The sequence below is a fragment of the Paenibacillus sp. FSL E2-0201 genome (assembly GCF_037963325.1).
GTDB lineage: Bacteria > Bacillota > Bacilli > Paenibacillales > Paenibacillaceae > Paenibacillus_AQ.
On record NZ_CP150154.1, the window covers coordinates 3,643,134 to 3,667,972 of the forward strand.

Consider the following 24,839-nt stretch of genomic DNA (forward strand, 5'->3'; position numbering starts at 1 on the left):
CAAGCAAAAACGCCTTCGGCGTCCCAAATGGACGGTAAGCGTTTATGCGAGAAATATAAGGATAATGTATAGTGTGAAACTTATATATTCTTATATTTATAAAAAGGGGCTGTTGTCCTGGTCGATCATGACCAGAGCAACAGCCCCTTCGGTTGTTAGAGGTTAATCTTATGAATTTTGAAGTGCTGTCCATTCTCTATCTAACATGCTCATTTCCACACAATCTACATATTGATCCCCAAACAGCGCTGCCTCACGTTGAACGCCCTCCCGCTTAAAGCCCACGGCTTCGTAAGTTTTCAAAGCAACAGTGTTGAAAGCAAACGCACCTAAGGAAAGTCTACGCATCCCCAAGCTCTCAAATCCGATCCGAAGCATTTCATTCATCATCCTTGTTCCAAAGCCTCTACCCTGACAATCGGGATCTACAACTACCCTACCTATTCGTGCAAATCGATTAGAACGGTCTATGGTTGAAAAGCTGATATGACCCACGACCTCTAGAGTAGCTTCATGCACCGCACAAAAGATCATGCGGTCAGAATTCGCTGGATGATTAGCTCCACTCAAATACTTAGTAAGCTGGTCATCGTCAAGAGGGAAGGTTAGTGAAGGTCCAGCCCACTGCTTCAGATAATCAGGTGAAACACTCCATCGTTTCAAGTGTTCAAAGTCCGATTCAGACATAAATCTAAGAATCAGACGATCGGGATCAGGGATCTCCTCAAAATGCTCATAAAGGTTCACTAAACGACCATTTCCCATATCGTTAGTGCCCATGTAATGAAAACCCATGCTTTGATAATAACGATTGAGTTTAATGTTGTGTGCGACGGTATCAAATCTGAGTCCTCTGCACCCAAGTTCTTTAGCTAGCACCACAGCATACATAAGCATATGCTTCCCAAGTCCCTGACTGCGATGTGTACCCGCTACAGCCAGCCTATGCAAATAAGCATAGGCCTCATCATTTTTATCTCCCCAGTATTGAGGGTCAGTGAATTGTAACGTGAACATTCCAACTACAACATCATCGTCAAGCGCAAGATAAACATGCCTGTCGTTAAAATAACCTGCAATATCAGACTCATTGAATTGTCCTGGAGTCCATTGTTTAATCCCGTTTAACTCCATCCAATTTGCTGCTTCCTGCAGTAAACTTAAGATATCACCTGTCCGGTCGGGTTCTCCGCGAACAATCCTAATTGAGTTCCCCAAGACATCCATTTCCATACCTCCTAGACATCTGAATCAGGTAATATAGCTTGATTTGGCACTACTTGATCTGAAACGACCTCAGGTGGTTTCTCAGTAAGTGGTAAGATTACGGTAACTTCCGTCCCTTTTCCAAGCTCACTTACCATATCCAGTGTCCCATTATGAAGTTCTACAATCTGCTGTGAGATCGCTAACCCCAAGCCAGTTCCCCCATTGAGTGCATCCACTTGAAAGAATCGGTCTTTAACTCTGGAGATATGCGCTTCACTAATCCCAATTCCACTATCACGAACCATGATAGCAGTCTCAGTTGAGGACAGTCTCTTCGCAGACAATTCTATACTGGAGTCCTCATGGGAAAACTTCACAGCATTATCTACCAGATTCAAGAACACTTGCTTTAGACGATTAGCATCGCCTTTAACATAGATCCCATCTTCACATTCCAGAAGCAAGTGGATACGCTTCTTCTCCGCCTTAGCCCAAATATTCAGTATCGTCTCCTGAAGTAACACTTTCACGTCAACAATCCCAATGGATAGCTTCATTTGGTTCTGCTGCAGCTTTGAAAAGTCGAGAATCTCCTCCACTAGACCAATCAGTCGTTCACTTTCTTTAGAAATAATACTTACACCAAGCTTCGTCTCCTCCGGATCATAGCCGCCAGAGATCAATGTCTCACTCCAGCCCTTGATACTCGTAAGTGGTGTTCGTAGCTCATGTGAAATAGAAGAAATAAAATCATCCTTAATTTGATTGCTTCGCACAATTTCTTGAGCCATATAATTCAGCGTTGAAGCTAAATCACCAATCTCAAACTTGTAATTCCCCTTAATTCGCACATTAAATCTGCCCTTAGCCATCTGGGCTGAAACCGCCGTAATGTTATTGAGCGGTTTTACGATAGAATTGGCAAGTCCGAAGCTGAATACGATAACAACAGCCAAGACAGCTGCACCTATTCCAATCGACAGTAATGTAAGATTAAGCAAGTCGTTGTTAATGCCTTCTAGAGAAGTAAGATACCTTAGAACATACGTATCACGGCCGTGAATCTGTAACATTTTAGATACAGCCATAACGCTCTCGTTAGTACCACTCTGGCGCCCTACCCAGCGGCCAATACTGCCTCCTACTGCTTCTGGGACGTCACTGGTTGTAATCGTACGGTCAGGCTGAAAACCAGTTGAACTGGTAATCATATCCCCATTCAGGGTCAATACTTCCAGTTCGGTATTATTCAGCGAAAATCTATCCAGCAGCTCTTGCAGCTGGTTCGAATTGTTATCGCCACCTAACTGATATTTATGGTAGAACGTCTCTGCCATGGTAATGTGGTTTTTTATCTTGCTATAAACACTGTCATAATAATACGTTCTGATGGCAAGCAAGAAGATAACTTCTACAAGGAGAAGCGCCAAAAAAACTACAAGAATGTAGTGTAGAACGATTTGCCTGCGCATCCCCTTCTTAATCATTGTACTTGGCCTTTCCATCTATATCCGTGTCCCCATACCGTTTGCAAAAATTCTGGCTCCGACGGATTATTTTCTATCTTTTGGCGCAGACGACGAATATTCACATCCACGATTTTGGGATCACCCATATACTCCTTACCCCACACATGATCCAGCAGAAGATCGCGGCTGAGCGGTGTATTTTCTTTTTCAAGAAAGAATTGAATTAATGAAAACTCCGTTGGCGTCAGTTCAATCGCTTCATTGTCACGCTTGAAATGTTTGGAAATTAGATCCAGGGTGAAAGGACCTGAAACGAAAGAGACCTTCGCTGACTGTTCACGATGAACGTTCACTCGACGCAGCAAGGATTGAATTCTAGCTATCAGTTCTGTCGGGCTGAATGGCTTACTAACATGGTCATCAGCACCTACGGATAAAGCATACACTTTATCTTGCTCTTGAACCTTGGCGGTCAGAAAAATAATACCCAAACGTTCATTGGTTTCTCTAACTCGTCTACATACTTCAAATCCATCAATACCTGGAACCATTACATCCAATAGGGCGATATCAATATCAGGAATCGTGGTTAACTTGTGAAGAGCTTCATGCCCATCCGCAGCCTCTATCACTTCGAAACCATTACGCTTCAAGTTGATAACAATAAAACTACGAATAGACTCCTCATCTTCCAGTATCAGTACTTTACTCATCTATTCCCTTCCTTTCTATAGGGGAAGCAATTTTATTACTTCCTTCCGTTGTTGTACTTTGTTCTAACTTACCGCGGTAGGCGATAACCTTAGCCGCATCACGTGCAAGAAGATCCCAACCGTCATTCTTTACACGGTCCCATTCAGAAGGAGAAAAGAAAGCAACCTCAGCAACCGTCTCACCGGTATCAGACATGATGAACTTAAGGTTCTCATCCAAAACCGATTTCGTATCAACCGTCACCTTCTCATGCCATTCTGGAGAAAAATTAATATTGAATCGATCCGATGGATCATGATATAGCTGGGTTGTGAAGGTCAGCCCGTCTTTTCCATCCCATTTATAATAGGAGGTAAAGTATGGAATTTCAGCTGGATCGAAATACTCCCACCCTTTGGGTACCTCAAGCAATCCAATTTCAATAATGCCATCATGATCAATATCTTCGCTTGCAATCCGACGATCTTTATAAGTCCGCGCATCACCTGGTAAAACCACACGCAGCTTATTATTCTCCATAAGAACAATCGAGGAATAAGCAGATTGAGAATCCACTGCAGCATCCAATACGATTCCTTCTTTATCCTCCGAGATTTTTCCTGCAACAATATTGTAATAATTGTTAAAATAAGGGTCTATATCATCAAGTTTATCGAGAACCTTAAAGCCATCATCATTGTACTGATAGATTGAAATGGTCGAAAATTCATTTCTTTTAAAATAAACAACGGTGATATCTTCAATTCCGTCTCCGTTTAGATCATCAATCATATATTTTGTATACGGATGTGAAAGCAACTCTACCAATGAACCGCTGGAATAGCTATAGACCACTAGCCCCTTTTCTTCACCTCGTGAATATCCGGTAACAATTTCAAGCTTCCCATCACCTGTCATGTCCTTTATATCAACCGACTCCAGCACAGTTCCGTCACCATCGAATACAAGCTTTTTGACCCAGGTGTCGCCTTGTTTCTCCAAGATCATCCCGTGAATCTCTACAGCTTCTCCAGGTGTCTTATAGAACACTAGTGTCTCCATTATTCCATCCTTATTGAGATCCTCAGTAAAGATGGTACTATCCTCGTCATTGGTCGGTCGAATCAACGTGGACCCCGCTGGCTTAAGTGAATTAATAGCAGCCATAAGTGTTGCTTTGTCAGCAGACAATTGTGGGGATTTCATCTTAGAAACAGGATCACTGATGAAAGTACAACCCGACAAAACGGATAAAGTCAGCGTTGCGGCTACAAAGCACCTAAGACTTCTCATATTCAACTTCATCACTCTTTTCCTTATCCGTGTCCAAAATTTAAAGATTTGCACGTTCTTGGAACGTTAACCTACGCCCCTTTATATCATGCTTAATTCTGCCATCTTCTAGTACCCAAAGACGAGTAGCAAAACGTTCGGCTAATTCTATCGGAAGTACAGTTATAACTGTAAGGCCAGTTTCTTTACACAGCTTCCGCAATGTTTCCAACACATTCTCTGCGGACTTAGGATCTAATCCCGTTACCGGCTCATCCGCTAAAATCACTTTCGCACCATGAGTCAATGCTCTCGCAATTGCTACACGCTGCCTTTCACCACCACTAAGTTGGCTCGCCTTCATCTTCGCCTTATCCAGAAGGCCGAGGGCATCCAATTCATCCATTGCACCCATATAATCATCTGAACGTACCATCCCAGTAACCATTCGCCATAAAGGCGTTTGCGCGGACTGGCCGATCAGTACATTTTTCAATGCAGTACGGTTCGGATTGAGCTCTGCATTCTGCTCCAGGTAAGCCCACTCGCGGCGGATCTTTCTTTTACCTGTAAAGGCACTCGCCATAATATCTGTACCGTCTACTCTAAAATTCCCTCTATCCCATTTCTCACGCAACGCTAAACAGCGCAGTAAAGTCGTCTTACCGCTCCCGCTAGCTCCAAGTATTGCTACGAATTCACCCGGTTCTAATTGAAAGCCTATATCCTGTAGAACTGGATTTTTATCTTCCCCAACTGCCTTGGCTAAGTGTTCAACTGTGATCATAGTTCAGCCTCTCCCTGTCTTTATCTATAATCTATAGTGTACTCTGAAAGCCAGATGAATTTCCATGCGAGCACTCGTTCTTATCTTACCTCAAATTTTTTGCCGTGGCGAGAAAAATAACCCAAGCAATCCGAACATGATATATAAAGCGCCCATCAAACCGAAAATCCCCCCGCCCCAGCCGACTTGCATGAGCAAACCGCCGATACCTGGACCTATAATACTGCCTATACTAAAATGAAAAGAAGCAACCACATTTGCAGCAGGCAGTAGATGTCGTGGTAGAATATCCGCAGCTAAGCTTAGCCCTAATGAGAAAAAGGAACCTACAAGTCCACCTGCAATCATCAGCAGTACCATAGTCACTTTAAAATGGTCTCCTGCTAGCGGCAGCAATGCGAAGGCAATTCCGCCTCCAATCCCGGTTAGAATCAATACCTTCTTTCGACCAAAACGGTCGCTCCAGAGCCCTAGTGGGAATTGTAACAACAGTCCCCCTATACCTGCAAAAGGCAATAAGGCTGCAATTTGATCCGTGCTGTAACCGATCCGGAGGCCATACACTGGAAAATTACTGTTTAAACTCGCTTCCATGAAACCGTATAAGAGTGCAGGAATTAAGGCGAACCAGGCTAAACTGTAACAACGTCCAAACCGGCGTACCTGGCTTTCTCCACTCTCAACTTTATCTGGGCGGGAATCCGGAAGCATTGTAACGGCAAGTATTAGGATTAATAAAAAAAGAAATGCTAGAACTATAAAAGGTGTTGCCTGACCAAATCGCAGCAGGCTAATTCCCAGCGGTCCCAAGCTAAAGCCCAGGCCATAGGACATCCCGTACAGGGATAGATTTCGTCCGCGATGCTCGGCAGGCGTCATTAGCAGTACCCATAGCTGTGCGGCATAATTGATAGCTGCATCACCAACACCAACAAGCAAACGCAATACAAACCATATTTTGATGCCAGGAAAAAAGGGGAACAGAAGTAAGCTTACTAAGACTAGGCTGATCCCGCCAGCAATCAATTTTTTGAATCCAATCGCTCCGAGAACTCTTTCAGCAATCAAGGTCATTCCGAATGATCCTATGTATAGAGCCGCTGCATTTAGTCCATTAAGCGAAGAGGAAACTCCTTTCTGCTCCAATAGAATGGATAATACGGGAAGCAGCATTCCTTGGCTGAGTCCAGCCGCTATGGTAGCGGTAATAAGAATCATGAAATTCATTTTGCTGTTACTGCGAATAGATACTCTTGGCCGGTCTGACACAGATGATATCCCCCTAAGATTAATAACGCTAATTTGATCTAACGCCAATTGGCAAACACCGAACATTATAGTGGACAACCCTCTTCAAAACAAGAGATAATATGAAGATGTTACGGATTTCCTGGGGGTGCATGAGACATGGAGTACGAATTAAAGATCGACGTATCGCCGGTGTATGAACTGCTAGACAGTTTTATGTTATATGTAACTAGAAAATGGATCTCCAATTTGGATATTGGTCCCCACTGGATAAGTGATGTGGAAGATCGCATTTCTTCTCATAAGGTAACAGCTTTAATGCAAGCCGCTGAGTGGCCTTTTACGGATTATGATGTGCTGTATGCCTGGGTTTACATTCGAGGACCTGCAACCTCAGTGCTGCATTTCTTCGATGATCTGGATTCCGCTTCCATAGAAGAATGTTATCAGCAGATTGCTCCCCTCATTCAAGAGTTTACGATTGAAGATGCATTGCGGATCCGGAACAGCTATAGTCCACTCTTGCGTCTCTGGTACGAACAATACTTCCGCCATGTGGAGCACAAAATTTTACCGCTATTAATTGAAGATGCTTCTGAGAAAAAAATGCTTGAAAGCAAAATGGACCCCATTTCTTTAATTGAATACGCATCAGGCGGTGTAGTTTTCGAGGAGATTAAGGATCTAAAGACGATTGTATTATTGCCAACTGTTCATAATCGTCCGATTAACACCTACTGCTTCTACAAAACTATGGTGATCGTACAGTATCCTGTAGATGTGCCTTTAGAAGACGAAAATGAACCCCCTATGGTGCTGTTGCGCATGACTAAGGCGCTTTCCGACCCCACCAGACTTCGGTTACTCCGCTATGTCGCACATGAACCAAAGTCATTGTGGGAGATGCAATCCGATCTCAATCAATCCAGAGAAATGCTCATGCACCACCTTATGATTCTACGAGTAGCCGGCTTACTCCGCATCCATCTAAGAGGTGAACAAGACGAACGCTTCAGTATTCGTCCAGATGGCGCCTCAGAGCTTCAAATGTTCCTAGAGTCTTATATTTACCTATAGACCACTATACAGATACAAATCCAAGGAGTGAGAGATATGAAATACATGACACAACAGGTGATTTTCGATCTAGATGATACACTGGTTCACTGCAATAAATACTTCGATTTGATTTTAGGGCAATATTTTGAGCTGATGACAGATTGGTTTAATGAATTTGGACCGAGCACGAGTGAATTACGCAACAAACAAATAGAAATTGATGTGCACACGGTCAACACAAGTGGTCTTGCCAGCGATAATTTCCCTAAATCCCTAATCGCTACCTACCGTTATTTTTGTGCTAAATATAATCGCCCGACAGACCGTTTTCAAGAACAGCAATTACACAAGCTCGGACTAAGTGTCTACGACCAAGAAATCGAAGCTTATCCCGGCATGGTTGAAACGCTCGATACGTTGAAGCAGGACGGTCACCATTTATTCCTGTACACAGGTGGAGACGATACGATCCAACAACGTAAGATAGAGCAAATGAAGCTGGATGCTTACTTTGATGATCGGATCTATATTCGTCAACATAAAAATGTTGAGGCACTTGAAAATATTTTGACTACACAAGGGTTTGACCGCAAACGTACCTGGATGATTGGTAACTCGTTACGTACAGATGTACTCCCAGCAGTGACCGCAGGCATTAACAGCATCTATCTAAAGCAGCAGAATGAATGGAGTTACAACCTTATAGAACTGGAGCAAGAGATGCAGCAAGCTGTGAAGACCATTTCCTCCATCCATGAGGTGCCTCCTGTTATTCGTACAGCTACCCTGCAGAAACTCTAGGTGCTGCGTAAACTTAGACATTGTTACAAATGACATATCCACTCTATCTCTAGGATGATTATACTATTTTTGTATAATTCCCATATGAGGTAGGAGATGAGATATGAACAAGAACGTGAAGTCCAACCATTCTCGAACTAACAAACCAATGCTTCCCATGCTCTTAGGCGTAATAGTAGTAATCCTTGTCGCTGTTATTGTCTTTATTCTGAATGACAAGACGGACAGTACTGAGGGACTACCTAACTACACCGATGTGAAGGGGAGCATTGTTGTTGACGGGCTGAAATATGAAAAGCAACCTCATCTTGGTAGTCCTGATGCCAAAATCAAAGTTATCGAATTCGCAGATTTCAAATGTCCCGCCTGCAAAAATTGGTCAGAGAAATATCTGGATACTTTTGTTAAGGACTATGTGGAGACCGGAAAAGTTGAACTCTTCTTCATGAACTTTGCCTTCTTGGATCGAGATTCCTATCTAGCGGCAAGTGCAGGTGAAGCCATCTATAAGCAAAGCAACGAGAAGTTCTGGGAATACCTCCATAAGCTATATGCCAATCAAGGTGATGAGAGCAAAATATGGGCCACACAGAAGTTCATTCTAAATTTCGTCAAAGATAACATTGAAGGCATTGATTATGCACAATTCGAGACAGATCTCAAGAATCATACCTACATGTTCGACGTCAAAGAAGACTTCAAAATTGCAGGATCCTACGGGGTTAATGGTACACCTAAATTTATGGTAAATGGTGTCCTACTTCCAGACTCCTCCTATGAAGGGCTAACTGCAGCGATTGAAGCGCAATTAGCTAAAGCTACTGAATAATTAGCGAATAAAAAAGGTGTCTCTGCCACGTATCCAACATGGCTGAAGACACCTTTTTGCCGTACATAGATTCTTTCCGATCGGCTATGACTCTACTGCTAGTTGGCCCGTATCCATATTCTGAAGCACTAATTTGCCTTCAAGTGGCGTACCGTCTTCGCTGGTTAGCTTTAGCTTGCCCGTCCGACCTTTCTCAATCAAGGCTTTCACTTGCGCATCCGTGAGTGTACGACCATGGTTCTCTTTCCAGATCACGAATTTGCAGCCTTCCTTGTAATGAGAGCAGCCGTAGCCTTTTTTACCCATAAAAATCATACCGCCACAGCCGGGACGTGGACAGTTTCCGATAATTTTAGGCCCTGAATTTGCAGCTTCCGCTTCGCTACTTGCCTTACGTTTTCGCGGTGCCGCAGGTTTTTCAGTGGTTTTACGGGTTGTGCTTGCACCGCCTCGACCTTTAGCACCTGTATTGACAGAAGGTGTTTCCCCTTCAAAAGAGGTTTTGGACGCCCGAGATTGTACTCGTACTTTATCGACGATCATACAAGCGAATCTTTTTACATTCTCCATAAACTGTCCGTCCGACGCCGTTCCTCTGGAGATTTCGTTCAAGCGGCGCTCCCATTGTCCGGTCATTTCAGGCGAAGTTAACAGCTCAATACCCGCTCCACGTATCAGCTCAATAGCTGTGCGTCCTTTTTGCGTGATGGCAATTTTTTTACCTTGCATTTCAATATATCCTACATTCTTAAGCCGTTCTATAGTTGCTGCGCGGGTAGCCGGAGTTCCTAGCCCTGAATCCTTCATGGCATCGCGAAGCTCTTCATCCTCAATCTGCTTGCCCGCACTTTCCATCGCTCTAAGCAGCGTACCTTCTGTATAGTGCTTTGGTGGCTGTGTATCTTTCTCTTTAACGACAGCATCACTACAGATCACTTCATCTGCTGGAGCGATAGCGAACGGTTCATTCACTTCAATTTCTTCGTCTTCCTCATCATCCTTGTTTTTACCTTTGGACGACTTGGCTTTATCCTTTTTCTGGTCGGCATAAATGACCTTCCAACCTAGGCTTAACAATTCCTTGACTGTGGTTTTGAACTTTTCGTCTTCTACCTCGGTCATCACGGTATGCACTTTATACTCCGCTGCCGGATAAAACTGAGACAAAAAGCGCCGTACAATCAAATCATACAGCTTTCCCTCATCTGCACTAAGTCCTGTTGCTTTACGATATGTAGGCAAAATCGCGTGGTGATCCTCGACCTTCGAGGGGTTACAGATGAATTTATTCCCTTTATGAACCAGATTGCGATTCGCACCTTTCACCCATTCATCATAAGCCGTCCCTTGCAGCGCTGATAAGGTCTTATGCATCTCAGGAATATTCTGTTCGGTAACATAGTTGGAGTTCGTCCGCGGATAAGAGATCACCTTATGCTTTTCATATAGTGCTTGAGCAATATCGAGCGTCTTTTTTGCGGAAAAAGCGTACTTTCCGTTCGCCTCCCGCTGCAGCAGCGTTAAATCATACAGCTTATTCGGATACTCTTTCGTTTCCTTGACCTCGTAGGACTCAATCCGGCCCGGTTTTCCTTTGACCTTGGCAGCTAGCGCTTCCGCCTTCTCTCCATCAGTCAGCCGATCTCCCTGCCACATCCCTTTATAGGTCATTTCATTCTGAGTAAAATGTCCCTCCACCTCAAAAAACTTAAGGGAGGAGAACGCCTCAATTGTCTTCTGACGATCGTAAATCAGCGCAAGCACGGGCGTTTGAACTCTACCCACGGACAGCAGCACATTATGCTTTGTAGTAAAAGCACGTGATCCGTTCATACCAATGAGCCAATCCGCTTCACTGCGTGCTTTTGCCGCTTTCGTTAGATTCTCATATTCCGATCCATCCTTCAGCTCCTGAAATCCTTTGCGAATAGTCTCTGGCGTCAAATCCGAGATCCATAGTCGCTTCACAGGATGCTCCAGCTTTAAATGGCGTTGAATAAGTGAAAAGATATGCTGCCCTTCTCGCCCCGCATCGCATGAATTCACTAAAAGGTCACTTCGTTTCGCAAGGTCTCCGATTACCTTCAGCTGATCGATCGTCCGCGCATTAGGCACCAGTTTGAACTGGTCTGGAATAATGGGCAGATCATTAATGTTCCACTTTTTGTATTTAACATCATAAGCATCCGGCTCGGCCAAACCGATTAGATGCCCTATTGCCCACGTAATAATGTACTGCTCCCCTTCAAGATAGGAACGGTAATTTTTGGCCTTCGGTTCTATTGCGGCGGCGATATTCCGCCCCATATCCGGTTTCTCCGCAATAATGAGTGTCTTCAAAAACAATCGCTCCTTACCTTTTCGTTCTTAAGTCCAAAATGCGTCCAGTATTCTATTATAACATTAACCTCGGATTTTTTTAATGGATAGGTTAGAAGGCTAGTAAAATTCAGACTTCACTTAGTCTTTTCTATGAATTAGAATAGTTTGGTAAACTCTATTATAAATCGGAGGAATCAAACCGTGCCCGAGAATCACAAATTCACAGAACCTTTTACGGACAGAAACGGCCACTATCTTAAAGCAGAATGTGAGAACTGCTTCGGTTTGTGCTGTGCCGCCTTGCCTTTTTCAGCTTCAGTTGATTTTGCTATGGATAAAGCAGCCGGCCAGCCGTGTCATAACCTACAATCAGACTTTCGCTGTGGTGTACATACAGATTTAAGAACACTAGGATTTCGTGGTTGTACGGTATATGACTGTTTTGGCGCTGGGCAAAAGCTCTCTCAGGTTACATATACTGGTGAGGACTGGCGAACGAATCCAAAAACTGCGAAGCAAATGTTCGAGGTATTTCCGGCCATGTGGCATTTACACGAATTGTTATGGTATCTAAACGAATCTTTAAACTTAGAAGTCACCCATACTATCCATGTTGAGCTGCAAGCAGCACTCGATGAGACGGAACAACTCACTTTACTTAACCCTGAATCCCTACTAAAAGTAAATGTTGACGCTCATCGAGCAAAAATAAATCTGTTGCTGCTGCAAGTCAGTGAACTTGTACGTACTGAAGCTCGCCGTAAACTAAAAAAATCTTCGAGAACTTTCAGCCGGGGTGCCGATCTTATTGGTGCTAACCTCAAAGGTGCTGATCTCAGAGGCGCCAACTTACGTGGAGCCTATTTAATTGCTGCAGATCTTAGAGATGCTGATCTTAGAGGTGCCGATCTCATAGGAGCAGATTTCCGTGATACTGACCTTAGAGGCGCTAATCTAACTGAAAGTATTTTTCTAACTCAAGCTCAGATTAATGCGGCGAAAGGCGATGACTATACAAAATTACCGCCAGCACTCTCCCGCCCTGAACAATGGTATTCGGTTTGAGTTATAGAAATTAATTCAGCTGTGAAAAGATCGCTTGGATACGAGTAACTGCTTCGACTAACTCTAGGACCTCTTTTCCTGCTGTGTTTCTTTCTAGATACTCCACCCTTCCCTGTGTTGCTTCCTTACCAACCACTAGCGTTACAGGTATACCAATCAAGCTTGAATCCTTAAATTTAACGCCAGCACGTTCATCCCTATCATCCAGCAGCGTCTCAATACCGAGCTTAGTAAGCTGAACATACAGAGCCTCTGCAACTGCCAGTTGCTCCGAGTCCTTAACAGACATTATCAAAATATGAACCTGATAAGGTGCCAATGCAACTGGCCACATGATTCCTTGATCATCATGATTCTGTTCTACAATCGCTGACAATAGACGTGAGATCCCAATTCCATAACAACCCATGATCATAGGCTGACTTTTGCCAGAACGATCTAAAAAGGAAGCTCCAAGCTTCTCACTATATCTGGTACCTAATTTAAAGACATGCCCAACTTCTATTCCTTGTTGAAAATGAAGCACGCCATCCTCGCATTGTGGACAAGCTTCACCTTCTGCTACATTGCGGAAATCCCCCACATGTTCAAGCCCAAAATCTCTACCCGGTACAACATTACGGAAGTGATAATCTTTTTCTCCTGCTCCCGCAATCCCCTGGGTCATTCCAGACACTGTAGCATCAACTAGTACAGGTAGTGTCAAACCCACCGGCCCCACAAACCCACTCTCTACACCCGTTAAGGATTTCACAGCATCATAGTCAGCAAGCTTAATCTCCGTCGCACCTAAATATTTACTCACTTTTATCTCATTTACTTCATGATCTCCTCGAACCACTACAGCAAAGAATTGTCCGTTTCCTTCATAAATTAGTGTCTTCATCACTTGTTCTGGCTGGATATCCATTTCCTGCTCTAATTGATCAATAGTACGAAGATCAGGGGTGTGGAATTTCTCTAACTCAGATAATTCGAAGCTCAATTCTTTCTTATTAGACTGTATGGCTTCTGCCTGTTCCAAATTCGCTGCGTAATCACAAGAGGAACAAACAGCAATCGTATCCTCCCCGATATCAGCCAGTGCCATAAATTCATGGCTTCCCCCTTCCCCACCAATCGCACCAGAATCTGCATGTACAGCTCTGAACTTCAGTCCACAACGCTTAAATATTCGATGATAAGCTTCGTACATTTGGAGGTACGATTGATCAAGTCCTTCTAAGCTTATGTCAAAAGAGTACGCATCCTTCATCAAGAACTCTCTGCCTCTCAGCAATCCAGAACGTGGACGCCGTTCATCTCGGAACTTGGTCTGAATCTGATAAACGGTAACAGGAAGCTTACGATAAGAGCTGATCTCATTTCGCACAAGTGAGGTTACTACTTCTTCATGCGTTGGACCGAGTATGAATTCCCGCTCATGACGATCCTTAAAAGTCATCAACTCCTTACCATAAACATCATAACGTTCTGATTCTTTCCATAGTTCCGCAGGCTGCATGGATGGCATTAGAATTTCCTGAGTTCCAGAATGATCCATCTCCTCTCTCACAATCGCTTCTATCTTCCGTAGAACCCGCCGTCCAAGAGGTAAATAGGTATACACTCCCGCAGCTAATTGGCGGACATACCCCGCACGCAGCAATAACTGATGACTGATTGTCTCCGCCTCCGAAGGCACCTCACGAAGAGTTGTTAATAATAAATTGCTTTGACGCATATTGTCTCCCCCTTAAATCATTTCTCTAAATGCAAAAAAGACACATTCGTCAGGGACGAATGTGTCGTGATACCACCCTTATTCAACTGCCAGATCAACATGCGATCCATTCTGATTTGGCAATCCTCAAATCGGATAACGGTCGATTCCGGTAGCGGGTTAGTAGATATTATCGCTACAGCTACCAAGGCAGGATACCATTCACACGTGTTTGAGGAACCTTTCACCCGGTGGGTTCCCTCTCTGTTCTAACGCTTTCTGAATCGTAGATCCTTGGTCAATGCTTTTCTCATGTGAATAATGTATTTAATTTATATGATACTGATATTTACGTCAAGCTTCTCTTTATTAAAAAGCCGTTACTCCAGCAGATAAACTGCTGGAGTAACGGCTTTTTAAACAATTATTATCCTAATCCCTAAACAAGAACGGTTGACCCCATCAAGTATTTATCCACTTCACGTGCAGCTTCGCGACCTTCGTTGATAGCCCAAACCACCAAGCTTTGACCGCGGCGCATATCACCAGCAGCAAATACTTTGTCTACATTCGTATTGAATTTACCATAACGTGCTTTCACATTTGAACGACGATCTGTTTCAAGATCAAGCTCTTGAATAATATCTTGTTCTGGGCCATCAAAACCAATGGCAATCAGAGCAAGTTGAGCAGGATATACAGCTTCGGTGCCTGGAACCGGCTGATAGATCTTACGACCTGTCTCATCCACAATCCGGCGAATTTGGACGGTGTGAAGTTCTTTCAAATTCCCCTCTTCATCACCGACAAATTTGGTGGTCATGATAGAGAACTCACGCGGATCATCCCCAAAAATGGCTTTGGCTTCTTCTTGCGCATAATCCAGCGTGTATACATTCGGGAATTGTGGCCAAGGATTAGCTATCGGATCACGTTGTAATGGTGCTTTTTCATGCGTACCAAATTGAGTGATACTGCTGCATCCGTGACGAAGCGCAGTGGCAACACAGTCAGAACCTGTATCCCCACCGCCCAAGACGATCACGTCTTTACCTTCAGCGGACACATAGTTACCATCCTCAAGGTTGGAATTCAAATAGCTCTTAATCGTACCATTTAAATAGTCCATAGCATACATTACACCCTTAAGCTCACTACCTTCAACGTTAAAGCGGCGTGCCTTAGTAGCTCCACCACACAGAACGACTGCATCATACTCATCAACAAGCTGCTGCGCAGGAATATCCTTGCCAATCTCTGTATTCACTACAAAATTGATACCTTCAGCGGCCAATAAATCTACACGACGTTGCACAACTCTCTTATCGAGTTTCATAGTCGGAATGCCATATGTGAGCAGACCGCCGATGCGGTCACTGCGTTCAAATACAGTTACAGTATGTCCAGCCTTATTAAGTTGTGCAGCTGCTGCGAGTCCAGCAGGCCCAGAGCCTACGATTGCAATCTTCTTGCCTGTACGTTTCTCTGGAGGATTAGGTACAACCCAGCCTTCTTCAAACCCTTTATCAATAATAGCTAGCTCAATGGTCTTAATGGTTACCGGCTGTCCTATTAGACCCACTGTGCAAGAGCCTTCGCAAGGAGCAGGACAAATACTCCCAGTAAACTCAGGAAAATTATTCGTCTTATGCAGTCGTTCCAATGCTTCTTTCCAGAGTCCTCGGTACACCAAATTATTCCACTCTGGAATTAAATTGTGAACTGGACAACCTGAGGTTCCTCCAGCCATATCAATTCCTGTATGGCAATAAGGAGTTCCGCAATCCATGCAGCGCGCTCCTTGTGTCTGAAGCTCGTCCTCGGATAAATGATGGTGGAACTCCTCCCAGTCTTTTACCCGCTGCTCAGGATCCCGATCCCCTGGGAGCTGCCGTTTATACTCCATAAAACCTGTAGGTGTAGACATGTTTACGTTTCCCCCATCCGTTCTCTTCGTGTTGAAGTATAGTACATTGTAGCATATTGCGGCTTCGTATGGTCGTGAGCAGCGCAATGAAGTACCTGCACATTCTATACCTGTAGATTATCATTTCTAATTTTAATTATAGTAGCACTCATTACTTTTGCACAGTAATGGATTAATCTACTGTTTTTTTGTACTATTTCACATGTTATGTCAGAGAAAACGTTTTATTGCTATTCCGTACGTTCATAAACAAGAAAACGGTAATCATACGGATTCTTCTCATCACGTATTCCCTTCTTATTGGAAATCTCTTTCCACACACTCCAATCAATATCAGGAAACCGGGTATTCCCTTCAAAATCCTGTTCAATTTGGGTTAACAACAACTTGTCAGCATAAGGTAACATCAGTTTGTAAATTTCCGCACCACCGATTACCATCAGCTCATCGTCTTTTCTACCCTCTCTGAGAGCCTCCTCAAGCGTGTTTACAACCTCTGCGCCTTCAGGAGCATAATCTGTATCTCTTGTCATGATTAAGCTTGTTCTGCCCTTCAGAGGCTTCCCTCCAAGCGAATCCCACGTTTTGCGGCCCATAAGCATTCTCTTCCCTAGTGTCTCTGCTTTGAAATAAGCGAAATCCAGCGGTAGATGCCATGGCATATCATTATCTTTTCCAATGACATGATTGGTGCCCATTGCCCAAATTAAAGTAATACTCACGAAACACGCTCCTTCCTGCCTATAAAGATCAAAAAATCTTGATTTATGACAATTACGTTATACTGCGATCGGCGCTTTAATCGAAGGATGCGGATTGTACCCTTCAATAACTAGGTCTTCCAGCTCGATATCAAAAAGTGATTTCTTATTTGAATTAATAACCAATGTAGGTAATGGTCTTAAGTCTCTTGATAATTGCTCTTTAACTTGTTCAACATGATTTGAATAAATATGTGCATCACTAATGCTATATACAAACTCGCCTACTTCTAGACCACACTCATGTGCTATTAAATGAGTAAGTAATGAGTAAGACGGGATATTGAAGTTAGCTCCAAGAAAAGAGTCCGCACTGCGTTGCAGCAAGTGACAGCTTAATTTACCATTTGCAACGTAGAACTGAAACATAACGTGACAAGGTGGTAACGCCGCTTTACTCCCTTTTGCCCCAGCATTTATAACATCTTCTGGGTTCCATGCGCTAACAATTAATCGACGGGAATCAGGGTTTGTTTTGATCTGATGAATAACATCTTGTAATTGGTCAATGGATTCACCTGTAGAAGATGTCCAATTTCGCCATTGCTTACCGTAAACATTCCCTAGGTCACCATGTTTCGCTGCGAACGCATCATCTTCTAAGACACGTTCACAAAATGCTTTCATCTCTGCTTGATAGACTTGATTGAAATCTTCATCAATTAAACAACGATTCCCGAAGTCTGTCATATCTGGACCAGTATATTCATCTGATTCAACCCATCTTTTGAAAGCCCATTCATCCCAAATATGATTATTGTTTTTCAGGAGATAACGGATGTTTGTGTCGCCTTTAATAAACCATAATAATTCACTTGCGATTAAACGGAACGGTGTACGTTTTGTTGTAAATAGTGGGAAGCCTTTTGATAAATCAAATCGCATTTGATAACCAAATACACTAATTGTGCCTGTTCCGGTACGATCTTCTTTTGTCACACCGTTATCTAAAATATATTGTAGAAAATCCAAATAGGTTTGTTCTAACTCATTCGTCAATTTACTGCACCTCCGTAATATTTCACCTCATATATTATATCTGAAAAATTCGATTTTTGTAGGAGGTAAGATATTTTTAAAATTTATTTAATAATATGAGGAGTTCACTACTCCGATATCCTTAACTCTACTCTAACCCCATACGCACGAAGTGAGGCTTGTCCACCTATAGGGAAAGTAATCATAGGAGATGTATGCCCAAAATCCACGTCCGCAATGACAGGAATATCTGATAACTCTTCTTTCGATGTTATGATTTTGGTCAACAAATTCTTTGTCATGCGTGATCCTTGTTGGAATCTGCCAATAACCATTCCTTTGACATGCTGAAAATCTGGTTGATGAATCAGCGATTGTAAATCCCTATCAAAGGTTACAGGAGATGATTCATAATCATCCTCGAGAAATAAAATCGAATTTTTCAAACTAGGCATATACTCCGTTCCCTGCAAAAGATTTAACGTACAAAGGTTCCCGCCGATAATCGTCCCTTGCGCTTCTCCATCATTGATAATGAATGGACCTTCATTTCTGATAAACACACGGTTCTCCTGATCCAAATACCACTCATCATCACTCCAATGCTTAGATGGCCTCACCAATATTTCTTTATTGTCCATCATCAGCTTGCGGAAATATTGGGTGGTATATTCATTGTCGTGAAGCATCGCGAAGCTTGAAAAATGCGGTCCGGAATAAGTAACTAATCCTGTTTTAGCATAGATTGCATTACTTAAAGCAGTAATATCCAAATACCCGCATAATCGTTTAGGATGCTCTGCAATGATGGAATAGTCGATATAACGTAGCAGTTGATTGCTATTAAAGCCACCAATAGTCGTAAGAATCCCTTTAACATTTGGATCTAAAAAGGCTTCGTGCAAATCCTCTATTCTAGATTCAATCGAAGAGGAAACAAATTCATCCTTCTCAAAGGAATTTACGGAAAATGATATCCGAAATCCTAATTGCTGTAGCTGCTCTTTGGCAATTTTCCTTTGTTCAGCAGCAATTAATGACAGACTTCTGGCAGGTGAGATGATCCGCAACTCATCACCAGGCTTTAACTTATTGGGTTTTATCATTTGTCCTCCCTATATAAGTTTTTTTAAATACGGATGATTGATTTTTATAGTGTATTCGCTCAATTTGCTTCATCTCCTCCCATTATATCTATTTTCAAAAATAAGTGAAAAACTCAAAAAGGCGAAACGCAAATGCGTTCCGCCTTTTTTGTGCCTGCTAGAGCAATTGGGTAGAGAAATTATTTCATTACGTGAATAGGATGACCTTCAACCAGTTCAGCAGCTTCCATGACGATTTCGCCAAGGGTTGGATGCGCATGAATAGTCAAAGCGATATCTTCAAGTGTTGCGCCCATTTCAATTGCCAAACCAAGTTCAGCAATCAAGTTAGAAGCTTCGATACCAACGATTTGTGCACCAAGCACAAGATTGTTTTCGGAGTTAGCAACAATTTTGATGAAACCTTCTGGGCTGTTCAAAGATACGGCGCGGCCATTCCCTGCGAATGGGAACTTGCCAGCTTTCACTTTGTAGCCTTTGTCTTTTGCTTCTTTCTCTGTTAGACCTACGCTAGAGCACTCAGGATCTGTAAACACAACTGCTGGGATGACTTTGTAGTCAACAACAGATGTAAGTCCTGCAATCGCTTCTGCGGCAATCTTACCTTCGTAAGAAGCTTTGTGTGCCAATGCCAGACCTGGAACAACGTCGCCGATAGCGAAGATGTTAGGAATGCTTGTGCGACCTTGGTGATCAACTTTGATCAATCCGCGATCGTCAAGCTCTAGACCGATCAGATCCAAACCAAGTTCACCGTCTGTGTTAGGACGACGGCCTACAGTAACAAGCAAGTAATCCGCAGTTACTTCTTTGGATTCGCCACCAACAGAATATTTCACGGTAACTTCCTTGTCGTTCTGTACAGCACTTTCAGCTTTAGCGTTAGTTACGATTTCGATGCCAGTTTTGGCCATGTTCTTCGCAACAAGACGAGTCATATCTTTATCGAAGCCTGGAAGTACAGTATCCAATCCTTCAATGATTGTTACTTTAGTACCGAACTTGGAGTACATTTGACCAAGCTCAGCGCCGATGTAACCACCACCGATTACGATCATGCTCTTCGGAATTTCTGGAAGTTCCAGAGCTTCAGTCGAAGACAAAATGCGTCCACCGAATGGGAAAGGTTTCAATTCAATCGGACGGGAACCTGTAGCAATGATACAGTGCTTGAAGCGGTAACGTGGGGATTCATGATCATTGAACACACGTGCTTCTGTGTCGCTGATAAACATGCATTCGCCGTTAAATACTTCAATTTTGTTGCCCTTCATCAAGCTAGTCACGCCGCTAGTCATTTTCTTAACTACGCCGTTTTTGAACTCTTGAGTTTTGGCAAAATCCACTTTAACGTTCTCAGCTGTAACACCGAAAACTTCACCATGTTTAGCAGATTCGAACTGATGTGCAGCAGCAATCAGTGCTTTAGAAGGAATACAACCACGGTTCAAACATACACCGCCGAGTTCCGATTTATCCACGATGAGGACCTTTTGGCCGAGCTGGGCGGCACGAATTGCCGCCACATACCCACCAGGACCTGCACCAATGACCAATGTGTCAATATCTAGAGAAGCGTCTCCTACTACCATAATTATACCTCCATAACCAGCAGCTCAGGATTATTGAGCAGCGATTTAATGTAGTTCATAAAGTTTTGAGCAGTCGCACCATCGATAATACGGTGGTCAAAGCTGAGTGACAACGCCATTACAGGAGCAACTACGATTTCACCATTCTTCACAACTGCTTTTTCACTGATACGGCCAGTTCCGAGGATAGCCACTTCAGGGAAGTTAATGATTGGAGTAAAGAACATACCGCCAGCAGAACCAATGTTACTGATAGAGATCGTGCTGCCTTTCATTTCGTTAGCAGACAATTTACCATCACGACCACGAACTGCAAGGTCAGTGATGCTGCTAGCGATCATCCAGATGCTCTTACGGTCAGCGTCTTTGATAACTGGAACAATCAAACCGTTAGGTGTATCAGTAGCAATACCGATATTGTAGTATTTCTTGTAGACAATTTCGCCTGCTTCTTCATCAATCATAGCGTTGAGTGCTGGGAATTGACGGGAAGCTGCAACCAATGCTTTAACGATGAACGGAAGGTAAGTAACCTTAACGCCTTTTTTCTCAGCGATTGGTTTCATACGTGTACGGAATGCTACCAGTTCAGTAACATCTACTTCGTCCATAATGGTAACGTGCGGTGCAGTGTAAGCCGATTTAACCATTGCATTGGAGATCGCCTTACGAATGCCCTTGAATGGTACACGTTCTTCTTCAAGACTAACATTACCGCTCGCCGCTGCTGCTGGTGCTTTAGCTTCGGTTTTAGCAGCCTTAGGAGCTTCAGAAGCTGCCGCTGCTGGTGTTGCAGATGCTGCTGGTACTGAACCGCCTTTCAGGAATGCTTCAACGTCTTCACGAGTGATTTTGCCACCTTTTCCAGTTCCGTTCACTTTAGAAATATCCACTTTTTGCTCACGAGCAAATTTGCGAACGCTAGGTGTAGCCAATACATCACGGTCAGGAGCTGGTGCTGCACTAACAGATCCGCTTGCAGGGGAAGAAGTTGTATCTGCACTGCCTTTTGCTACATCTGCTTCTGCAGCTGCATGACCGGCTTGTTCAGGAACGTCACCTTCTGCAGCAATGATAGCTACAACATCGCCGACACGGCATACTTGACCGTCTTTAGTCAGAACTTCCAATACAGTACCGTTCACTGGACAAGGAACTTCAACTACCGCCTTGTCATTTTGAACTTCCATGATGATATCATCATCGGTTACTTTGTCACCGGCTTTGATATGCATTTTGATGATTTCACCTTCATGCAGACCTTCACCCAGTTCTGGGAACCGATATTCAAAGTTCGCTGATTTAGCATTCGCAGGAGCTGGTGCAGCAGGTGCAGGTGCAGCTGGAGCTTCTTCAGCAGCATGACCTTCTTGCTCAGGCACATCGCCCTCAGCTTCGATAATTGCTACAACTTCGCCAACACGGCATACTTGACCGTCTTTAGTCAGAACTTCCAACACAGTACCGTTCACTGGACAAGGTACCTCAACTACCGCCTTGTCATTTTGAACTTCCATTACGATATCATCATCCGTTACCTTGTCACCGGCTTTGATATGCATTTTGATGATTTCACCTTCATGCAAACCTTCACCTAGTTCAGGGAATCGGTATTCAAACTTTGCCACTTTGAAAACCTCCTTGTGAAATTGGGACTGACCTTATGATTAGAATTTAGAAGAAGAAACGACGTTGTCATCCTATATGGATGACAACCGTTTCTCATAGAATTTTTTTTAGAAATCCAAAACTTTCTTCACGCCTGCAATGATACGTGCAGGGTTTGGAAGCCATGTATCTTCAATTTGTGCGAATGGATACACTGTGTCAGGTCCTGCGATACGAAGCACAGGCGCTTCCAAGTGCAGCAATGCTTTTTCATTAATTTGTGCAATAACCTCAGCAGCAACACCGGAGCTCTTTTGAGCTTCTTGTACTACGATAGCACGATTAGTCTTCTTCACAGACGCTACAATAGTGTCGATGTCGATTGGACTTACAGTACGAAGGTCAATAATTTCAACGTTAATGCCTTCTTTTTCGAGTTGCTCGGCTGCTTTGGTAGCTGTATGTACCATCAGCCCGTAAGTAATAATCGAAACGTCAGTACCTTCACGAACTACGTTAGCTTTGCCAAGTTCAACAGTGTATTCACCTTCTGGTACTTCAGCACGGAACGCATGGTAAAGGTTTAAATGCTCCATGAAGAATACAGGGTCATTGTCGCGGATAGACGCGATAAGAAGTCCCTTAGCATCATATGGGTTTGAAGGAATTACTACTTTAATACCCGGGCTTTGTGCAATCAAACCTTCAAGTGAGTCTGTGTGAAGCTCAGCAGCCTTAACTCCGCCACCAAAAGGAGTACGGAATACGATTGGAGCATTATATTTACCGCCAGAACGCCAACGCAGACGTGCCGCTTGAACGACGATCTGATCAAGTGCTTCAAAGATAAAACCTACGAATTGAATTTCTGCAATTGGGCGGAAGCCTTGTACACCAAGACCAAATGCCAAACCACCGATAGCGGACTCAGCTAGTGGAGTATCAAAAATACGATCTTCGCCAAATTCCTTTTGCAGTCCTTCCGTTACACGGAAAACGCCACCTACATTACCAACATCCTCTCCGAAGATAAGAACGTTAGGGTCACGATTCAGTTCAACGCGCATCGCGTCGCGGATCGCTTCTTTCATATTCATTTGTGCCATTGCCTGATATCCCCCTTATTCAAAATCGGCTTTTTGCTCTTCCAGATGTTTAGGTGTTACTTCGAACATGCTGTCGATCAAGCCAGGTATTGTCATTTTTTCGGTTTGTTCAGCTTTTTTAATCTGCTCGTTAACAGTAGCTTTCGCTTCGTCTTTCACGCGCAGCGTATCTTCTTCAGTCCAAAGACCTTTCTTCTCCAAATACTTGGCAAGACGGTTGATTGGATCCTTTTCACTCCATTGTCCTTCTTCTTCTTTCGAACGGTATTTACTTGCATCGTCAGAAAGGGAGTGTGGACGGAAACGGTAAGTTACAGCTTCGATCAATGTAGCACCTTCACCATTACGTGCACGCTCAGCAGCGTCACGAACAGCACTGATTACCGCAAAGATGTCCATGCCGTCAACTTTGATTCCCGGAATACCAGCTGCAACCGCTTTGTGAGCGATCGATTTGGAAGCTGTTTGTTTTGCGAACGGAGTCGTAATCGCGTAACCGTTGTTTTGAACAAAGAAGATAACAGGCAGTTTAAAGCGACCAGCAAAGTTCAAGCCTTCATAGAAGTCGCCTTCAGAAGAACCGCCATCACCAGTGTAAGTAATTGCAACACTCTTTTGTTTCTTCAATTTAAAGCCCATTGCAATTCCTGTAGCGTGCAGGATTTGCGCGCCGATGATAATTTGTGGCATCAATACATTAACGCCATCAGGAATAGCTCCACCATGTTGGTGTCCACGGGAATATAGGAATGCTTGGTACAATGGAAGTCCGTGCCATACTAGCTGCGGAATATCACGGTAGCCTGGGCATAAGAAGTCTTCTTTTTCCAAAGCGAATTCGCTACCAATCATAGTAGCTTCTTGACCGGATACCGGTGCGTAGAAACCAAGACGGCCTTGACGACCAAGATTTACTGCACGATCATCCCAAGTACGGGTAAATACCATACGATACATAATTTCTTTCAGTTGATCGTCGGTTAAATCAGGCATTTTATCCTTGTTGATAATTTCTCCATCCGGGGAAAGTACCGTTAGAGCCTCGACGTCCTCTGTATACACTTCATAAGGAACTTTACTCATTATCTTCACCTCAATAAAAAAATTTGAATATCAGCTGCCTCTGTTATAATATTATTATACACCTGTTTGGTTACTTTCGTCAAAGAAATACTTATAAAATTTATATTTCTTTAAATTTTGTATGTATAACAGGTGGTATATTTTTATATAACAGTTTAAAGCTTTTGGAACAAGTAAATGATTAATCACACAGTTACTCAGCTATTTATTTTAGAGCAAACC

General features: G+C 43.3%; 20 protein-coding genes. 4 read left to right on the top strand and 16 right to left on the bottom strand.

The features are described 5' to 3' along the window. Window positions 1-168 precede the first annotated feature (168 nt). The 6 genes from NSU15_RS16460 to NSU15_RS16485 form a co-directional block, all read right to left on the bottom strand. Window positions 169-1,227 carry a GNAT family N-acetyltransferase gene (locus NSU15_RS16460; protein WP_339286788.1) on the bottom strand — a complete coding sequence of 353 codons (1,059 nt, stop codon included), beginning with the start codon at window positions 1,225-1,227 and terminating at the stop codon, window positions 169-171. 11 nt (window positions 1,228-1,238) lie between these two features. Further along, window positions 1,239-2,696 carry a HAMP domain-containing sensor histidine kinase gene (locus NSU15_RS16465; protein ID WP_076118689.1) on the bottom strand — a complete coding sequence of 486 codons (1,458 nt, stop codon included), beginning with the start codon at window positions 2,694-2,696 and terminating at the stop codon, window positions 1,239-1,241. Continuing rightward, window positions 2,693-3,391, bottom strand: coding sequence for a response regulator transcription factor (locus NSU15_RS16470; RefSeq protein WP_042128265.1), 699 nt, complete (start codon window positions 3,389-3,391; stop codon window positions 2,693-2,695). Before NSU15_RS16470 ends, NSU15_RS16465 begins: the two co-directional genes overlap by 4 nt. Then, window positions 3,384-4,664 carry a hypothetical protein gene (locus NSU15_RS16475; RefSeq protein ID WP_042132236.1) on the bottom strand — a complete coding sequence of 427 codons (1,281 nt, stop codon included), beginning with the start codon at window positions 4,662-4,664 and terminating at the stop codon, window positions 3,384-3,386. The genes NSU15_RS16470 and NSU15_RS16475 overlap by 8 nt, the downstream gene beginning before the upstream one ends. A 40-nt stretch (window positions 4,665-4,704) precedes the next feature. Beyond that, the gene (locus tag NSU15_RS16480; protein ID WP_076118691.1) at window positions 4,705-5,430 is read right to left on the bottom strand and encodes an ATP-binding cassette domain-containing protein; all 726 of its coding nucleotides are present in this window, start codon (window positions 5,428-5,430) and stop codon (window positions 4,705-4,707) included. 90 nt (window positions 5,431-5,520) lie between these two features. After that, complete coding sequence (locus NSU15_RS16485) at window positions 5,521-6,675, bottom strand: MFS transporter (RefSeq protein ID WP_076118958.1); 1,155 nt, start codon at window positions 6,673-6,675, stop codon at window positions 5,521-5,523. Window positions 6,676-6,837: 162 nt separating this feature from the next. Between NSU15_RS16485 and NSU15_RS16490 the strand changes: the two genes are divergently transcribed. From NSU15_RS16490 to NSU15_RS16500, 3 genes are all read left to right on the top strand, one after another. After that, window positions 6,838-7,755 (top strand): helix-turn-helix domain-containing protein, encoded by a 918-nt coding sequence (locus NSU15_RS16490; protein ID WP_076118692.1) that lies wholly within the window; start codon window positions 6,838-6,840, stop codon window positions 7,753-7,755. 36 nt (window positions 7,756-7,791) lie between these two features. Continuing rightward, window positions 7,792-8,538, top strand: a complete 747-nt coding sequence (locus NSU15_RS16495) for an HAD family hydrolase (protein WP_042128270.1) — start codon at window positions 7,792-7,794, stop codon at window positions 8,536-8,538. A 103-nt stretch (window positions 8,539-8,641) separates the two neighbouring features. Further along, window positions 8,642-9,367 (top strand): DsbA family protein, encoded by a 726-nt coding sequence (locus NSU15_RS16500; protein WP_076118694.1) that lies wholly within the window; start codon window positions 8,642-8,644, stop codon window positions 9,365-9,367. An 84-nt stretch (window positions 9,368-9,451) separates the two neighbouring features. Here the strand turns inward: NSU15_RS16500 and NSU15_RS16505 are convergent, their stop codons facing one another. After that, window positions 9,452-11,707 (bottom strand): type IA DNA topoisomerase, encoded by a 2,256-nt coding sequence (locus NSU15_RS16505; RefSeq protein WP_076118696.1) that lies wholly within the window; start codon window positions 11,705-11,707, stop codon window positions 9,452-9,454. 183 nt (window positions 11,708-11,890) lie between these two features. Here NSU15_RS16505 and NSU15_RS16510 point away from each other — a divergent pair, with 183 nt between their 5' ends. Next, window positions 11,891-12,754 (top strand): pentapeptide repeat-containing protein, encoded by an 864-nt coding sequence (locus NSU15_RS16510; protein WP_042128276.1) that lies wholly within the window; start codon window positions 11,891-11,893, stop codon window positions 12,752-12,754. A gap of 10 nt (window positions 12,755-12,764) precedes the next feature. Here the strand turns inward: NSU15_RS16510 and NSU15_RS16515 are convergent, their stop codons facing one another. The 9 genes from NSU15_RS16515 to pdhA all read right to left on the bottom strand — a co-directional run bounded on the left by NSU15_RS16515 (window position 12,765) and on the right by pdhA (window position 24,617). Next, complete coding sequence (locus NSU15_RS16515; RefSeq protein WP_339286792.1) at window positions 12,765-14,477, bottom strand: proline--tRNA ligase; 1,713 nt, start codon at window positions 14,475-14,477, stop codon at window positions 12,765-12,767. Window positions 14,478-14,895: 418 nt separating this feature from the next. Continuing rightward, on the bottom strand, window positions 14,896-16,383 hold the full coding sequence (locus NSU15_RS16520; protein WP_042128279.1) for a glutamate synthase subunit beta: 1,488 nt from the start codon (window positions 16,381-16,383) through the stop codon (window positions 14,896-14,898). 230 nt (window positions 16,384-16,613) lie between these two features. Next, window positions 16,614-17,105: a dihydrofolate reductase gene (locus tag NSU15_RS16525; protein WP_339286794.1), complete on the bottom strand. Its 492-nt coding sequence runs from the start codon at window positions 17,103-17,105 to the stop codon at window positions 16,614-16,616. A gap of 57 nt (window positions 17,106-17,162) precedes the next feature. Continuing rightward, the gene (locus NSU15_RS16530) at window positions 17,163-18,143 is read right to left on the bottom strand and encodes a thymidylate synthase (RefSeq protein ID WP_339286796.1); all 981 of its coding nucleotides are present in this window, start codon (window positions 18,141-18,143) and stop codon (window positions 17,163-17,165) included. 107 nt (window positions 18,144-18,250) lie between these two features. Next, window positions 18,251-19,225, bottom strand: a complete 975-nt coding sequence (locus NSU15_RS16535; RefSeq protein ID WP_339291372.1) for a S66 peptidase family protein — start codon at window positions 19,223-19,225, stop codon at window positions 18,251-18,253. A gap of 182 nt (window positions 19,226-19,407) precedes the next feature. Next, window positions 19,408-20,820: a dihydrolipoyl dehydrogenase gene (lpdA, locus tag NSU15_RS16540; RefSeq protein WP_042128286.1), complete on the bottom strand. Its 1,413-nt coding sequence runs from the start codon at window positions 20,818-20,820 to the stop codon at window positions 19,408-19,410. Between the two features lie 2 nt (window positions 20,821-20,822). Beyond that, a complete protein-coding gene (locus NSU15_RS16545; protein WP_042128288.1) occupies window positions 20,823-22,448 on the bottom strand; it encodes a 2-oxo acid dehydrogenase subunit E2 in 1,626 nt (541 codons plus the stop codon). 108 nt (window positions 22,449-22,556) lie between these two features. Further along, window positions 22,557-23,534 carry an alpha-ketoacid dehydrogenase subunit beta gene (locus tag NSU15_RS16550; protein ID WP_042128290.1) on the bottom strand — a complete coding sequence of 326 codons (978 nt, stop codon included), beginning with the start codon at window positions 23,532-23,534 and terminating at the stop codon, window positions 22,557-22,559. A 15-nt stretch (window positions 23,535-23,549) separates the two neighbouring features. Beyond that, window positions 23,550-24,617 carry a pyruvate dehydrogenase (acetyl-transferring) E1 component subunit alpha gene (gene pdhA, locus NSU15_RS16555; protein WP_042128292.1) on the bottom strand — a complete coding sequence of 356 codons (1,068 nt, stop codon included), beginning with the start codon at window positions 24,615-24,617 and terminating at the stop codon, window positions 23,550-23,552. Window positions 24,618-24,839 lie beyond the last annotated feature (222 nt).

Excerpts from the sequence above, each read along its gene's own strand:
- NSU15_RS16460 (WP_339286788.1), bottom strand. The coding sequence starts at position 1,227 with ATGGATGTCTTGGGGAACTCAATTAGGATTGTTCGCGGAGAACCCGAC.
- NSU15_RS16465 (WP_076118689.1), bottom strand. The coding sequence starts at position 2,696 with ATGATTAAGAAGGGGATGCGCAGGCAAATCGTTCTACACTACATTCTT.
- NSU15_RS16470 (WP_042128265.1), bottom strand. The coding sequence starts at position 3,391 with ATGAGTAAAGTACTGATACTGGAAGATGAGGAGTCTATTCGTAGTTTT.
- NSU15_RS16475 (WP_042132236.1), bottom strand. The coding sequence starts at position 4,664 with ATGAGAAGTCTTAGGTGCTTTGTAGCCGCAACGCTGACTTTATCCGTT.
- NSU15_RS16480 (WP_076118691.1), bottom strand. The coding sequence starts at position 5,430 with ATGATCACAGTTGAACACTTAGCCAAGGCAGTTGGGGAAGATAAAAAT.
- NSU15_RS16490 (WP_076118692.1), top strand. The coding sequence starts at position 6,838 with ATGGAGTACGAATTAAAGATCGACGTATCGCCGGTGTATGAACTGCTA.
- NSU15_RS16495 (WP_042128270.1), top strand. The coding sequence starts at position 7,792 with ATGAAATACATGACACAACAGGTGATTTTCGATCTAGATGATACACTG.
- NSU15_RS16500 (WP_076118694.1), top strand. The coding sequence starts at position 8,642 with ATGAACAAGAACGTGAAGTCCAACCATTCTCGAACTAACAAACCAATG.
- NSU15_RS16515 (WP_339286792.1), bottom strand. The coding sequence starts at position 14,477 with ATGCGTCAAAGCAATTTATTATTAACAACTCTTCGTGAGGTGCCTTCG.
- NSU15_RS16520 (WP_042128279.1), bottom strand. The coding sequence starts at position 16,383 with ATGTCTACACCTACAGGTTTTATGGAGTATAAACGGCAGCTCCCAGGG.
- lpdA (WP_042128286.1), bottom strand. The coding sequence starts at position 20,820 with ATGGTAGTAGGAGACGCTTCTCTAGATATTGACACATTGGTCATTGGT.
- NSU15_RS16550 (WP_042128290.1), bottom strand. The coding sequence starts at position 23,534 with ATGGCACAAATGAATATGAAAGAAGCGATCCGCGACGCGATGCGCGTT.
- pdhA (WP_042128292.1), bottom strand. The coding sequence starts at position 24,617 with ATGAGTAAAGTTCCTTATGAAGTGTATACAGAGGACGTCGAGGCTCTA.